This window comes from Pseudomonas sp. UME65 (assembly GCF_014170225.1).
GTDB classification, from domain to species: domain Bacteria; phylum Pseudomonadota; class Gammaproteobacteria; order Pseudomonadales; family Pseudomonadaceae; genus Aquipseudomonas; species Aquipseudomonas protegens.
On sequence record NZ_LZZQ01000005.1, the window covers coordinates 463,030 to 476,844 of the forward strand.

Consider the following 13,815-nt stretch of genomic DNA (forward strand, 5'->3'; position numbering starts at 1 on the left):
GATGCCTACTATCTCTCTCGGTACTATCCCGATGGAACATGGCCTGGCGGTTGCCGGCATCCTGTTCTGCCTCGGTCTGGTCGGCCTGATGGTCCGCCGTAACATCCTCTTCGTGTTGATGAGCCTGGAAGTGATGATGAACGCCTCTGCACTGGCCTTCATCGTTGCGGGCGCCCGCTGGGCGCAGCCGGATGGACAAGTGATGTTCATCCTGGTGATCAGCCTGGCAGCCGCCGAGGCCAGTATCGGCCTGGCGATCCTGCTGCAGCTGTACCGCCGCTTCCACACTCTCGATATCGATGCAGCCAGCGAGATGCGCGGATGAACCTTCTCTTTCTGACTTTCGTATTCCCCCTGATCGGTTTCCTGCTGCTGTCGTTCTCCCGTGGACGCCTCTCGGAAAACCTCTCGGCCCTGATCGGTGTCGGCTCCATTGGCCTGTCGGCCATCGTTGCTGCCTACGTGATCTGGCAATTCAACGTCGCACCGCCCGAGGGTGGCCACTACACCCAGGTGCTGTGGCAATGGATGTCGGTGGACGGTTTCGCGCCGAACTTCGCCCTGTACCTGGATGGTCTGTCCGTGACCATGCTGGGCGTGGTGGTGGGCGTGGGCTTTTTGATCCACTTGTTCGCGTCCTGGTACATGCGTGGTGAAGCCGGCTACTCGCGCTTCTTCGCCTACACCAACCTGTTTATCGCCAGCATGCTGTTCCTGGTACTGGGCGATAACCTGCTGTTCCTGTACTTCGGCTGGGAAGGCGTGGGCCTGTGCTCCTACCTGTTGATCGGTTTCTACTACAGCAACCGCAACAACGGTAACGCCGCACTCAAGGCCTTCATCGTCACCCGTATCGGCGACGTGTTCATGGCCATCGGCCTGTTCATCCTGTTCCAACAGGTGGGCACGCTGAACGTCCAGGAACTGCTGGTGCTGGCCCCGCAGAAATTCCAGGCCGGCGACTTCTGGATCACCCTGGCAACCCTGATGCTGCTGGGTGGCGCCGTGGGTAAATCTGCCCAGTTGCCACTGCAGACCTGGCTGGCGGACGCGATGGCCGGCCCGACCCCGGTTTCGGCACTGATCCACGCCGCAACCATGGTCACCGCCGGCGTCTACCTGATCGCCCGTACCCACGGCCTGTTCACCCTGGCGCCGGAAATCCTGCACCTGGTGGGCCTGGTCGGCGGCGTGACCCTGGTACTGGCCGGTTTCGCCGCGCTGGTGCAGACCGACATCAAGCGGATCCTCGCCTACTCCACCATGAGCCAGATCGGCTACATGTTCCTGGCCCTGGGCGTTGGCGCCTGGGACGGCGCGATCTTCCACCTGATGACCCACGCCTTCTTCAAGGCCCTGCTGTTCCTTGCTTCCGGTGCGGTGATCGTTGCCTGCCACCACGAGCAGAACATCTTCAAGATGGGCGGCCTGTGGAAGAAACTGCCTCTGGCCTACGCCAGCTTCATCGTCGGCGGCGCGGCCCTGGCGGCCCTGCCTCTGGTGACCGCAGGCTTCTACTCCAAGGACGAGATCCTCTGGGAAGCCTTCGCCAGCGGCAACCATGGCCTGCTGTACGCCGGCCTGGTGGGTGCGTTCATGACCTCGCTGTACACCTTCCGCCTGATCTTCATCACCTTCCACGGTGAAGCCAAGACCGAAGCCCACGCCGGCCACGGGATCTCCCACTGGCTGCCGCTGGTGGTACTGATCGTGCTGTCCACTGCGATCGGCGCGATGATCACCCCGCCCCTGCATGGCGTGCTGCCGCAAAGCGTCGGCCATGCCGGTGGCGAAGCCAAGCACAGCCTGGAAATCGCCTCGGGCGCCATCGCCCTGGCCGGTATCCTGCTGGCCGCCCTGTTGTTCCTTGGCAAGCGTCGCGTTGTGACCGCCATCGCCAACAGCGGCATCGGGCGTCTGCTCTCGGCCTGGTGGTTCGCCGCCTGGGGCTTCGACTGGATCTACGACAAACTGTTCGTCAAGCCATACCTGGCCATCAGCCACGTACTGCGCAAGGACCCGCTCGATCAGACCATCGGTTTGATACCGCGTATGGCCAAAGGGGGTCACACCTCCCTGAGCCGTACCGAGACCGGTCAACTGCGTTGGTACGCCGCCTCGATGGCAGCCGGTGCCGTGCTGGTCATCGGCGCCATTGTGCTGGTAGCGGTCTGATATGAACCTTGCGAACTTGCGAAAGGAATTGAGCCCGTCATGATTCTGCCTTGGCTAATCCTGATCCCCTTCATCGGCGGCCTGCTGTGCTGGCTGGGTGAGCGCTTCGGCGCCACCCTCCCCCGCTGGATTGCGCTGTTGACCATGACCCTGGAACTCGCCCTCGGCCTCTGGCTGTGGGCCCACGGTAACTATTCATTTGCTCCGGCGCCTGGCGCCGATCCAACTTGGGCCATCGAGTTCAAGCATGTCTGGATCGAGCGCTTCGGCATCAACGTGCACCTGGCGCTGGACGGCCTGTCGCTGTTGATGATCCTGCTGACCGGCCTGCTGGGTATCCTCTCGGTACTCTGCTCCTGGAAAGAGATCCAGCGCCACGTGGGCTTCTTCCACCTGAACCTGATGTGGATCCTGGGCGGTGTGGTCGGCGTGTTCCTGGCGCTGGACCTGTTCATGTTCTTCTTCTTCTGGGAAATGATGCTGGTGCCGATGTACTTCCTCATCGCGCTCTGGGGTCACAGCTCGGCAGACGGCAAGAAAACCCGGATCTACGCAGCGACCAAGTTCTTCATCTTCACTCAGGCTTCCGGCCTGATCATGCTGGTGGCGATCCTGGGCCTGGTGCTGGTGAACTTCAACAACACCGGGGTCATCACCTTCGATTACGCCCAGTTGCTGAAGACCAAGATGTCCACCGCCACCGAGTACATCCTGATGCTCGGCTTCTTCATCGCCTTCGCGGTGAAGCTGCCCGTGGTGCCATTCCACTCCTGGCTGCCTGACGCTCACGCCCAGGCACCGACCGCCGGTTCCGTGGACCTGGCGGGCATCCTGCTGAAGACGGCGGCCTACGGCCTGCTGCGTTTCGCCCTGCCACTGTTCCCCAACGCCTCGGCAGAGTTCGCACCGATCGCCATGACCCTGGGTCTGGTCGGGATCTTCTACGGTGCCTTCCTGGCCTTCGCCCAGACCGACATCAAGCGCCTGATCGCCTTCTCCAGCGTTTCCCACATGGGCTTCGTGCTGATCGGGATCTACTCCGGCAGCCAGCAGGCCCTGCAGGGCGCGGTGATCCAGATGCTGGCCCACGGTGTTTCGGCAGCCGCGCTGTTTATCCTCAGCGGCCAGCTGTACGAGCGCACCCATACCCGCGACATGCGTGAAATGGGCGGCCTGTGGTCGCGTATCGCCTACCTGCCGGCCATCAGCCTGTTCTTCGCAGCCGCCTCCCTGGGCCTGCCGGGCACCGGCAACTTCGTCGGCGAGTTCCTGATCCTGATCGGCACCTTCGTCAGCGCTCCATGGATCACCGCGATCGCGACTTCGGGCCTGGTGTTCGGCTCGGTCTACTCGCTGATCATGATCCACCGTGCCTACTTCGGCCCGTCCAAGTCGGACGCGGTGCTGCACGGCATGGATGCTCGCGAACTGATCATGGTGCTGGGGCTGGCGGTACTGCTGATCTACATCGGCGTGTACCCGCAACCGTTCCTCGATACCTCTGCCGCCACCATGCATGGCGTGCAGCAATGGCTCAGCACCGCCTTCACTCAACTCGCTTCGGCCCGGTAAGAGCGCTATGGACTTTACGATTCAACACTTTATAGCCCTGGCGCCGCTGCTGATCACCAGCGCCACCCTTGTGGTGGTGATGCTGGCGATCGCCTGGCGGCGCAACCACGCCCAGACCTTCCTGCTGTCGGTGGCCGGTCTGAACCTGGCATTGCTGTCGATCTTCCCGGTGCTGAAAGTGGCACCGCTGGCGGTCACCCCGCTGTTGCAGATCGACCAGTTCGCCTGCCTCTACATGGCCCTGATCCTGGTGGCCACCCTGGCCTGCGTCACCCTGGCCCACGCCTACCTGGGCGATGGCAGTAGCGGTTACCCGGGCAACCGTGAAGAGCTGTACCTGCTGATCCTGCTGGCCGCCGCTGGTGGCCTGGTATTGGTCAGCGCGCAGAACCTGGCCGGCCTGTTCATCGGCCTGGAACTGCTCTCGGTACCGGTCTACGGCCTGGTGGCCTATGCCTTCTTCAACAAGCGCTCCCTGGAAGCCGGCATCAAGTACATGGTGCTGTCGGCCGCCGGTTCGGGCTTCCTGTTGTTCGGCATGGCCTTGCTCTACGCAGAAGCCGGCAGCCTGAGCTTCAGCGGTATCGGTCAAGCCCTGGCCGCCACTGGGCTGCCAAGCCCGCTGGCGCAACTGGGCCTGGGCATGATGCTGATCGGCCTGGCCTTCAAACTGTCGCTGGTGCCTTTCCACCTGTGGACTCCGGACGTCTACGAAGGCGCCCCGGCCCCGGTCGCCGCCTTCCTGGCCACCGCCAGCAAGGTGGCGGTGTTCGCGGTACTGGTGCGTCTGTTCCAGCTCTCGCCAGTGGCCAGCAGCGGTGTCCTGAGCAACGTGCTGACCGTGATCGCCATCGCCTCGATCCTGGTGGGCAACCTGTTGGCGCTGACCCAGAGCAACCTCAAGCGTCTGCTGGGTTACTCGTCCATCGCCCACTTCGGTTACCTGCTGATCGCCCTGGTGGCGAGCAAGGGCCTGGCCATGGAAGCCATCGGCGTGTACCTGGTCACCTACGTGATCACCAGCCTTGGCGCCTTCGGTGTGATCACCCTGATGTCTTCGCCGTACAAAGGCCGTGATGCCGACGCCCTGTACGAGTACCGCGGCCTGTTCTGGCGCCGTCCGTACCTGACCGCCGTCCTCACCGTGATGATGCTGTCCCTGGCCGGTATCCCGCTGACCGCAGGCTTCATCGGCAAGTTCTACATCATCGCTACCGGTGTCGAAGCGCACCAATGGTGGCTGGTCGGTTCCCTGGTCATGGGCAGCGCCATCGGCGTCTTCTACTACCTGCGAGTGATGGTCACCCTGTATCTGATCGAGCCGAACCTGCGTCGCGTCGATGCCCAACTGCACTGGGAACAGAAAGCCGGTGGCGTCATGCTGCTGGCCATCGCGGTCCTGGCGTTCTTCCTCGGCGTATACCCACAGCCGCTGCTGACCCTGGTCCAGCACTCCGGCCTGGCGGGTTGATCGCTTAGGTTTCAACGCAACAAACAGAACGGCACCTTCGGGTGCCGTTTTGCATTTCAGGGCCCTGCCCTCCCCTCTTCCCAGCGAAACTCGGAATCGCCCTTCCTGTCACGTCGGCCCGGTCCGACATTCAGCCCACTGCCGCAGACATAGACTGTTGCCAGATCAAACGCGGCGCTCAGCGGGCCTTGACCAAAGCTCCAGCGTCATCCAGTCTATACGCAGGAAGCGTATGAAATGAATGCTCTGTTTATTGAACTACCGGCATTTGCGCGATACCGAAAGGACTTCCTTGACGACGAGTTGTTCTGCGAACTGCAGATCGAGTTGCTGCGTCACCCGCACGCGGGTGTTCTGATTCAGGGCACTGGCGGCTTGCGCAAGATGCGTTTCATCGATGAGCGACGCAACAAGGGCAGGCGTGGCGGGCTGAGGGTGATTTATTACTGGTGGTCCGGAGGAGCACAGTTCTGGCTCTTCACCCTGTTCGACAAGGAGCAGATGGACGACCTGCTACCGCAGCAGCGACAACAGCTCAAACAACTGCTGGAACGTGAAATCGAGGCCAGAAGACATGACCAAACGTGACATCTTTTCCGAACTGGTTGAAGGCATCGACGCCCTCACCCAGGAACGCCAGGGCAAGATCACCCTGCGCAGCCATAAAGTGAAACTCGACAAGCTGCCCCCCATCACCGCCGCCGAGGTGATGAACATCCGCCAGCAACTCAACCTCTCGCGCTCGGTATTCGCCATGTACCTGCGCACCAACACCCGCACCCTGGAGAACTGGGAACAGGGCCGCGCCATACCCAACGCCCAGGCCACGACCTTGATACGCCTGGTGGAACGCTACCCCGATACAGTGGAGCGCCTCGCCTCGCTGGCCTGATCCGGCACTGTTCGAAGGGCAACAAAAAACCCGCACCAGGCGGGTTTCTTGTTGCAGCGAACGCAGGCTCAGTCAGCCAGGCGCCAGGTCGTACCGCCCTTGCCGTCTTCCAGGATCACGCCCATGGCGGTGATCTGGTCGCGGATCCGATCGGACTCTGCCCAATCCTTGTTGGCACGGGCCGCCAGGCGGGCCTGGATCAGCGCCTCGACTTCTGCCGCATCGACCCGACCTTCGGCACCGGCCTGCAGGAAGTCGTCGGCCTCCAGTTGCAGCACGCCCAGCACACTGGCCAGCTCCTTCAAGCGGGCTGCCAGACCGGCCGCCGCATCGATATCGCTCTCACGCAGGCGGTTGATCTCGCGCACCATCTCGAACAGCACGGCACAGGCTTCCGGAGTACCGAAGTCGTCGTTCATCACCTGGGTGAAACGCTCGACGAAGGCTTCGCCACCGGCCGGCGCCACTTTCGGCAGGCCCTTGAGTGCATGGTAGAAACGCTCCAGGGCGCCCTTGGCGTCCTTGAGGTTGTCTTCCGAGTAGTTGATGGCGCTGCGGTAGTGGCTGGCCACCAGCAGGTAACGCACCACTTCCGGATGGTACTTGTCGAGCACGTCGCGAATGGTGAAGAAGTTGTTCAAGGACTTGGACATCTTCTCGCCATTGATGCGGATCATGCCGCAGTGCATCCAGGCGTTGGCGTAGGTCTTGCCGGTAGCCGCCTCGCTCTGGGCGATCTCGTTCTCGTGGTGCGGGAACTCCAAGTCGCTGCCGCCGCCATGAATGTCGAAGGTCTCGCCCAGGCAGCAGGTGGACATCACCGAGCACTCGATGTGCCAGCCCGGACGACCGTCACCCCAAGGCGATGGCCAGCTCGGCTCACCCGGCTTGGCGGCTTTCCACAAGACGAAGTCCAGCGGGTCCTGTTTCGACTCGTCGACTTCGATCCGCGCGCCGATGCGCAGGTCTTCGATCTTCTTGCGCGACAGCTTGCCGTAGCCCATGAACTTGCCGACGCGGTAGTACACGTCGCCATTGCCCGGAGCGTAGGCGTAGCCCTTGTCGATCAGGGTCTGGATCATCGCGTGCATGCCGGGGATATGGTCGGTGGCGCGCGGTTCCATGTCCGGCTTCTTGATGTTCAGCCGCGCCTCGTCCTCGTGCATCGCCGCGATCATGCGCTCGGTCAGGGCCTCGAAGGCCTCGCCGTTCTCATTGGCACGATTGATGATTTTGTCGTCGATATCGGTGATGTTGCGCACATAGGTCAAGTCATACCCGCTGAAACGCAGCCAGCGGGTAATCAGGTCGAAGGCCACCATGCTGCGGCCATGGCCCAGGTGGCAGTAGTCGTACACGGTCATGCCGCACACGTACATGCGCACCTTGTTGCCGTCCAGGGGCTTGAAGACTTCTTTGCTCTTGGTGAGCGTGTTGTAGATCGTTAGCACGTTAGTTCCTTGACTGAATCACTGACCCCAGGAGTCGCGCAGGGTCACGGTACGGTTGAATACCGGAGCACCTGGTTTCGAGTCCTTGATATCCGCGCAGAAGTAGCCTTCGCGCTCGAACTGGAAACGGTCTTCCGGCTGTGCGTTGCCCAACGAGGGTTCAGCACGACAACCAGTGAGCACTTGCAGGGAGTCAGGGTTGATGTTGTCCAGGAAACTCGCGCTGTCTTCGGCCTTCTCCGGGTTCGGAGAGCGGAACAGGCGATCGTACAGGCGCACTTCGCACTCGACGCTGGCGGCAGCCGGCACCCAGTGAACCACGCCCTTGACCTTGCGGCCTTCAGGGTTCTTGCCCAGGGTGTCCGGATCGTAGGAGCAACGCAGCTCGACGATGTTGCCCTCGGCGTCCTTGATCGCTTCATCGGCACGGATCACGTAGCTGCCACGCAGGCGCACTTCGCCGTTAGGCTCCAGGCGCTTGTAGCCTTTGGGCGGCTCTTCCATGAAGTCGTCATGGTCGATGTAGATTTCACGGGCGAACGGCAGCTGGCGCATGCCGAGTTCTTCTTTCTGCGGATGACGCGGCAGTTCGAGGTTCTCGACCTGGTCTTCCGGGTAGTTGGTAATCACGACTTTCAACGGACGCAGCACGCACATGGCGCGGGGTGCGTTCTGGTCCAGATCCTGACGGATGCTGAATTCCAGCATGCCGTAATCAACCACGCCGTCGGAGCGGTTGGTGCCAACCATCTCGCAGAAATTGCGGATCGACGCCGGGGTGTAGCCGCGGCGGCGGAAGCCCGACAGGGTCGACATGCGCGGGTCGTCCCAACCATTCACGTGCTTCTCGTCCACCAGTTGCTTGAGCTTGCGCTTGCTGGTGATGGTGTAGTTCAGGTTCAGGCGGCTGAACTCGTACTGGCGCGGGTGCGCGGGCACCGGCAGGTGCTCGAGGAACCACTCGTACAGCGGACGGTGGCTTTCGAACTCCAGGGTGCAGATCGAGTGGGTGATGCCTTCGATGGCGTCCGACTGGCCGTGGGTGAAGTCGTAGTTGGGGTAGATGCACCACTTGTCACCAGTCTGATGGTGATGGGCGTGGCGAATGCGATACATGATCGGGTCGCGCAGGTTCATGTTCGGCGAGGCCATGTCGATCTTGGCCCGCAGTACCCGTGCACCATCCGGGAACTCACCGGCGCGCATGCGAGCGAACCAGTCCAGGTTCTCTTCTACCGAACGCTCGCGGAACGGGCTGTTCTTGCCTGGCTCGGTGAGGCTGCCGCGGTATTCCTTGGCCTGGTCAGGGGTCAGGTCGCAGACATAGGCCTTGCCCGCCTTGATCAGTTCCACGGCCCAGTCGTGCAACTGGTCGAAGTACTGCGAGGCATAACGCACTTCGCCGGACCACTCAAAGCCCAGCCACTTGACGTCGCTTTCAATGGCGTCGATGTATTCCTGGTCTTCCTTGGCCGGGTTGGTGTCGTCGAAACGCAGGTGCGTGACGCCACCGAATTCCTGGGCCAGACCGAAGTTCACGCAGATCGACTTGGCGTGACCGATGTGCAGGTAACCATTGGGCTCCGGAGGGAAGCGGGTCACGATCTGTGTGTGCTTACCCGAGTCCAGGTCCGCCTGGATGATCGGGCGCAGGAAGTTGACCGGTACGGCCGGTCCAGTCTTGGAATTCGAGGTAGGGTCGACAGTGGGCTTGCTCATAGGATCCTTGAACGTACAAGTGCGCGGCCAGGTGCGGCCTGATAAATCAAAACGGATATCATAGCCGATGCTGTCAAGTGCCTGACAGAGCGCAGCTTTAAAACTGCGGCTATTAATGGCACCCAAGTGAAAAAACAGCCTCGAAATTCGTGGCGGTCACGCTAAACTGCGCTCCTTGGCTGCAGGATGGCCAAATCGGTGCGGACCCCATGCGTGCCCCGCCACCCAGGATTTTCTTGAAAACGCTTCTCCTTATAAAGAGTACCGACCATGACCCAAGTCAAACTGACCACCAACCACGGCGAGATCGTGCTGGAACTGAACGCCGAGAAAGCCCCGTTGACCGTGGCCAACTTCGTCGAATACGTGAAAGCCGGTCACTATGAAAACACCGTTTTTCACCGCGTCATCGGTAACTTCATGATCCAGGGCGGCGGCTTCGAACCTGGCATGAAAGAAAAGAAAGACAAGCGTCCAAGCATCCAGAACGAAGCTGACAACGGCCTTTCCAACGACAAGTACACCGTGGCCATGGCCCGCACCATGGAGCCGCATTCGGCTTCCGCGCAGTTCTTCATCAACGTTGCCGACAACAGCTTCCTCAACCACAGCGGCAAGACCGTGCAGGGCTGGGGCTACGCCGTATTCGGCAAAGTGATCGCCGGCACCGAAGTGGTCGACAAGATCAAGGGCGTGGCTACCACCATGAAGTCCGGCCACCAGGACGTACCCGCAGACGACGTGATCATCGAGAAAGCCGAGATCATTGAGTGATACTGCTGATTTCAGATCTGCATCTGGAAGAGGAGCGCCCGGACATCACCCGGGCGTTTCTGGATTTACTCGGTGGACGCGCCCGCGCCGCCGAGGCGCTGTACATCCTCGGGGACTTTTTCGAGGTATGGATCGGCGACGATGCCATGACCCCCTACCAGCTTTCCATTTGCCAGGCATTGCGCGAGCTCAGCGACAGCGGCACGCAGATTTTCCTGATGCACGGCAATCGCGACTTCATGCTCGGCAAGGCCTTCTGCAAGGCGGCCGGCGCCACCCTGCTCAAGGATCCCAGCGTCGTCGACTTCTACGGCGAGCCTGTATTGCTGATGCACGGTGACAGCCTGTGCACCCGTGACGAAGCCTACATGCGTATGCGCCGCTACCTGCGCAACCCGCTGAGCCTGTGGATTCTGCGCCACCTGCCCCTGGGCACCCGGCGCAAGCTGGCGCGTAAGCTGCGCAACGAAAGCCGAGCCCAGACCCGCATGAAGGCCAACGACATTGTCGATGTGACCCCGGACCAGGTACCGCAGGTCATGCAGGAACACGGGGTGCGCACCCTGGTTCACGGCCACACCCATCGCCCGGCGATCCACAAGCTGCAGATCGGCGAACAAGCCGCCAAGCGCATTGTGTTGGGGGACTGGGACCGTCAGGGCTGGGCGCTGCAGGTGGATGAGCAGGGTTTCCAACTGGCGGCGTTCGATTTCGTACCGACGCAACTGGCGCTGCCCGGTTCGACCTGAACGGACGCCCTCGCTGCCGTAGGAGCCGGCTTGCCGGCGAAGGGAACAGCAAGCCTTGCATGGCCCTGTCGGGCGCCTTCCCTGTCAAGCCCGCTCCTACAACAGATGCCCTACCGTAGGAGCCGGCTTGCCGGCGAAGGGGCCAGCAAGCCTTGCATGACCCTTTCGGACGCCAGCGCCTGCGACGAAAGGCATCAATGCCCCGCCGCGGCTGGGCCGGCCTTGGCAGCGAATGGCGGCTTGGCCAGCCAGACCAGCAGAATCAGGCCCATGAAGCCCCAGCCCAGCAAGGTGAAGTAGTCCACGGTCGAGAGCATGTATGCCTGGCTGGTCAGGACTTGATCCAGCTGCGCGTAAGCCTTGGTGCTCGCGCCTCCGAGATTGCTCAGCGCATCCCGGGTGACCGGGTCGAAGATGCTCATGCTTTCGCTCATGTAAGCGTGATGCTGGTCTGCCCGGCGAATCCAGATCCAGGTGGTCAGCGACGCCGCAAAACTGCCCCCCAGAGTCCGCAGGAAGGTTGCCAGGCCAGCGCCGTCGGCGATCTGGTGCGGGGGCAGGTCGGACATCAGGATGCTCAGGGTCGGCATGAAGAACAGCGCCACGCCGATGCCCATGAACAGTTGCACCAGGGCGATGTGCTGGAAGTCCACTTCATTGGTGAAACCGGCACGCATGAAGCAGCTCAGGCCAATGGCCAGGAATGCCAGCCCAGCCAGCAGGCGCAGGTCGAACTTGTTCGCGTACTTGCCGACAAAGGGTGACAACAGCACCGGCAGGATGCCGATCGGTGCCACCGCCAGCCCCGCCCATGTCGCGGTGTAGCCCATCTGGGTCTGCAACCATTGCGGCAGGATCAGGTTAATACCGAAGAATCCGGCGTAGCCCAGCACCAGCACTATCGTGCCAATGCGGAAGTTGCGGTGCGCGAACAGCCGCAGGTTGACCACCGGATGCTGGTCGGTCATTTCCCAGATGATGAACACCGCCAGCGCGATCACCGAAATCGCCGCACCGATGATGATGAAGTTCGACTCGAACCAGTCCAGGTCATTGCCCTTGTCGAGGATCACCTGCAACGCGCCGACGCCAATGACCAGCGAAATCAGCCCCACGTAGTCCATCGGCTGACGGCTGGTGACCACCGGGCGCTTGGCCAGCTGCGAACGCACCACCATCACCGCAAAAATGCCGATCGGAACGTTGATGAAGAAAATCCACGGCCAGCTGTAACTGTCGGTGATCCAGCCGCCAAGAATGGGACCAGCAATCGGCGCCACCACCGTGACCATTGCCAGCAATGCCAGGGCCATGCCGCGCCTGGCGGGTGGATAAACGGCGATCAACAGGGTTTGCGTCATCGGGTACAACGGCCCGGCCACCAGGCCTTGCAGCACACGAAAGCCGATCAGCTCAGGCATCGAGGTCGAGATGCCGCAGAGAAACGAGGCCAGCACAAACAGCATCGTCGCCCAGAGAAACAGTTTCACCTCGCCAAAGCGCCGGCTGAGCCAGCCGGTCAGCGGCAACGCGATCGCGTTGCTCACGGCGAACGAGGTAATCACCCACGTGCCCTGCTCCGAACTCACACCAAGGTTGCCGGAAATCGTCGGCAACGCCACGTTGGCGATGGTGGTGTCGAGCACCTGCATGAAGGTCGCCAGCGACAGGCCGATGGTGCTGAGCAACAGGCTGGGCGGCGTGAAAGAAGCGTTATTGCTCATCGCGAATCCTTTGGAACCGGGGTGGCGCTGCGCCCCTTTGGGGCGAGCATGCTCGCACCCACAGGGTCAGTGGCGAATCAGCGTTGCGCGGTTTTGCTGACCACAGCGCTGTTGTCATGGATCAGCTGAGCGATCATCGCATCGGCTTCGGCCAACTGCCGGTCGTAGACGTTGGTGCTGAACGAGGCCTTTTGCTGCGGTTGCTGCGCCAGTACCGGGCCGCTCTGGTCATGCAGGTTCACTTCAACATTGGTCGACAGCCCAACCCGCAGTGGGTGCTTGGCCAGCTCTTCGGCATTGATGTGAATCCGTACCGGCACACGCTGCACGATCTTGATCCAGTTGCCGGTGGCGTTCTGAGCGGGCAACAGAGCAAACGCGCTGCCGGTGCCGGCGCCGAGGCTGTCGACGGTGCCACTGTATTTCACGCTGCTGCCGTAGATGTCGGACTCGATGTCCACGGGCTGGCCGATGCGCATATCACGCAGTTGGGTTTCCTTGAAGTTGGCATCGATCCACAGTTGATCCAGCGGGATCACCGCCATCAACGCCGTACCCGGTTGCACTCGCTGGCCGAGCTGCACGGTGCGTTTGGCAACGTAACCGGTGACCGGCGCGATCAGGGTGCTGCGCGCATTGGTCAGGTAGGCCTGGCGCAGATCCGCAGCCGCCGACATCACGTCCGGGTGCGACGAGACCACGGTGTCATCGACCAGCGCACTGGTGGTTTTCAACTGCTGCTTGGCGTTGGCCAGGGCGTTTTGCGCCGAGGTCAGGTCGTCGCGGGCGTGGGACAGTTCTTCCTGGGAAATCGCGCCGCCAGCGGCAAGGTTTTTCCGGCGGTTGAAGTTGTCCTGAGCCTTCTGCACTTCGGCCTGTTGCGCGTTGACCTGGGCTTTCATGCCGTCGACATTGCTGTACAAGCCGCGAACCTGACGCACGGTACGCGCCAGTTTCGCCTGGGCACTTTGCAGACCGACTTCGGCATCGTTGGGGTCGAAGTTGATCAGCACCTGACCTTCGTGGACCAGGTCACCATCGTCGGCGCCGATGCTGACCACGGTACCGGTCACCAGCGGAGTGATTTCAACGACGTTGCCGTTGACGTAGGCGTCATCGGTGCTCTCATTCCAGCGCCCGATGAATTCGTGATAAGCCCAGACACCGGCAGCGGTGAGGGCTACAACGATGGCCAGCACCAGCAGCATCACTTTGCGCTTGCGCGGATTGCCGGTGTCTTGCGAGTTGTCTTGAGCTTGGGTGTTTTCGGCAGTGGCCATGACAAATA

12 protein-coding genes are annotated in these 13,815 nt (G+C 61.7%); 8 read left to right on the forward strand and 4 right to left on the reverse strand.

Going from position 1 to position 13,815, the window contains the following annotated elements; genetic code table 11:
• Position 1 precedes the first annotated feature (1 nt).
• The 6 genes from nuoK (at position 2) to A9971_RS05705 (ending at position 6,110) form a co-directional block, all read left to right on the forward strand.
• On the forward strand, positions 2-325 hold the full coding sequence (gene nuoK / locus A9971_RS05680) for an NADH-quinone oxidoreductase subunit NuoK (protein ID WP_011062193.1): 324 nt from the start codon (positions 2-4) through the stop codon (positions 323-325).
• The gene (nuoL, locus tag A9971_RS05685) at positions 322-2,175 is read left to right on the forward strand and encodes an NADH-quinone oxidoreductase subunit L (RefSeq protein WP_011062194.1); all 1,854 of its coding nucleotides are present in this window, start codon (positions 322-324) and stop codon (positions 2,173-2,175) included. Before nuoK ends, nuoL begins: the two co-directional genes overlap by 4 nt.
• A gap of 39 nt (positions 2,176-2,214) precedes the next feature.
• Positions 2,215-3,747, forward strand: coding sequence for an NADH-quinone oxidoreductase subunit M (gene nuoM, locus A9971_RS05690; RefSeq protein ID WP_015636298.1), 1,533 nt, complete (start codon positions 2,215-2,217; stop codon positions 3,745-3,747).
• A 7-nt stretch (positions 3,748-3,754) separates the two neighbouring features.
• The gene (gene nuoN, locus A9971_RS05695; RefSeq protein ID WP_015636299.1) at positions 3,755-5,218 is read left to right on the forward strand and encodes an NADH-quinone oxidoreductase subunit NuoN; all 1,464 of its coding nucleotides are present in this window, start codon (positions 3,755-3,757) and stop codon (positions 5,216-5,218) included.
• A 237-nt stretch (positions 5,219-5,455) separates the two neighbouring features.
• On the forward strand, positions 5,456-5,806 hold the full coding sequence (locus tag A9971_RS05700) for a toxin (protein WP_183000997.1): 351 nt from the start codon (positions 5,456-5,458) through the stop codon (positions 5,804-5,806).
• Positions 5,793-6,110 carry a DNA-binding transcriptional regulator gene (locus tag A9971_RS05705; protein WP_053152691.1) on the forward strand — a complete coding sequence of 106 codons (318 nt, stop codon included), beginning with the start codon at positions 5,793-5,795 and terminating at the stop codon, positions 6,108-6,110. Before A9971_RS05700 ends, A9971_RS05705 begins: the two co-directional genes overlap by 14 nt.
• Before the next feature lie 68 nt (positions 6,111-6,178).
• Here the strand turns inward: A9971_RS05705 and cysS are convergent, their stop codons facing one another.
• Positions 6,179-7,561, reverse strand: coding sequence for a cysteine--tRNA ligase (gene cysS, locus A9971_RS05710; RefSeq protein WP_053159449.1), 1,383 nt, complete (start codon positions 7,559-7,561; stop codon positions 6,179-6,181).
• Between the two features lie 18 nt (positions 7,562-7,579).
• Positions 7,580-9,280: a glutamine--tRNA ligase/YqeY domain fusion protein gene (locus A9971_RS05715; RefSeq protein ID WP_174395733.1), complete on the reverse strand. Its 1,701-nt coding sequence runs from the start codon at positions 9,278-9,280 to the stop codon at positions 7,580-7,582.
• 270 nt (positions 9,281-9,550) lie between these two features.
• On the opposite strand from A9971_RS05715, the gene A9971_RS05720 reads away from it, so the two are divergent.
• Both A9971_RS05720 and lpxH read left to right on the forward strand, forming a co-directional pair.
• Positions 9,551-10,054 carry a peptidylprolyl isomerase gene (locus tag A9971_RS05720; RefSeq protein WP_011062201.1) on the forward strand — a complete coding sequence of 168 codons (504 nt, stop codon included), beginning with the start codon at positions 9,551-9,553 and terminating at the stop codon, positions 10,052-10,054.
• Positions 10,051-10,803, forward strand: a complete 753-nt coding sequence (lpxH, locus tag A9971_RS05725; RefSeq protein ID WP_183000998.1) for a UDP-2,3-diacylglucosamine diphosphatase — start codon at positions 10,051-10,053, stop codon at positions 10,801-10,803. The genes A9971_RS05720 and lpxH overlap by 4 nt, the downstream gene beginning before the upstream one ends.
• A gap of 194 nt (positions 10,804-10,997) precedes the next feature.
• On the opposite strand, the gene A9971_RS05730 is transcribed toward lpxH, so the two are convergent.
• Positions 10,998-12,527: a DHA2 family efflux MFS transporter permease subunit gene (locus A9971_RS05730; RefSeq protein WP_011062203.1), complete on the reverse strand. Its 1,530-nt coding sequence runs from the start codon at positions 12,525-12,527 to the stop codon at positions 10,998-11,000.
• Positions 12,528-12,604: 77 nt separating this feature from the next.
• Positions 12,605-13,807, reverse strand: coding sequence for an efflux RND transporter periplasmic adaptor subunit (locus A9971_RS05735; protein ID WP_077934493.1), 1,203 nt, complete (start codon positions 13,805-13,807; stop codon positions 12,605-12,607).
• Positions 13,808-13,815 lie beyond the last annotated feature (8 nt).

What these genes read in the sequence shown, in the direction of transcription:
- A9971_RS05700 (WP_183000997.1), top strand. Translation starts at nt 5,456, where the DNA reads ATGAATGCTCTGTTTATTGAACTACCGGCATTTGCGCGATACCGAAAG.
- A9971_RS05715 (WP_174395733.1), bottom strand. Translation starts at nt 9,280, where the DNA reads ATGAGCAAGCCCACTGTCGACCCTACCTCGAATTCCAAGACTGGACCG.
- nuoM (WP_015636298.1), top strand. Translation starts at nt 2,215, where the DNA reads ATGATTCTGCCTTGGCTAATCCTGATCCCCTTCATCGGCGGCCTGCTG.
- A9971_RS05720 (WP_011062201.1), top strand. Translation starts at nt 9,551, where the DNA reads ATGACCCAAGTCAAACTGACCACCAACCACGGCGAGATCGTGCTGGAA.
- A9971_RS05730 (WP_011062203.1), bottom strand. Translation starts at nt 12,527, where the DNA reads ATGAGCAATAACGCTTCTTTCACGCCGCCCAGCCTGTTGCTCAGCACC.
- nuoN (WP_015636299.1), top strand. Translation starts at nt 3,755, where the DNA reads ATGGACTTTACGATTCAACACTTTATAGCCCTGGCGCCGCTGCTGATC.
- nuoL (WP_011062194.1), top strand. Translation starts at nt 322, where the DNA reads ATGAACCTTCTCTTTCTGACTTTCGTATTCCCCCTGATCGGTTTCCTG.
- nuoK (WP_011062193.1), top strand. Translation starts at nt 2, where the DNA reads ATGCCTACTATCTCTCTCGGTACTATCCCGATGGAACATGGCCTGGCG.
- A9971_RS05705 (WP_053152691.1), top strand. Translation starts at nt 5,793, where the DNA reads ATGACCAAACGTGACATCTTTTCCGAACTGGTTGAAGGCATCGACGCC.
- A9971_RS05735 (WP_077934493.1), bottom strand. Translation starts at nt 13,807, where the DNA reads ATGGCCACTGCCGAAAACACCCAAGCTCAAGACAACTCGCAAGACACC.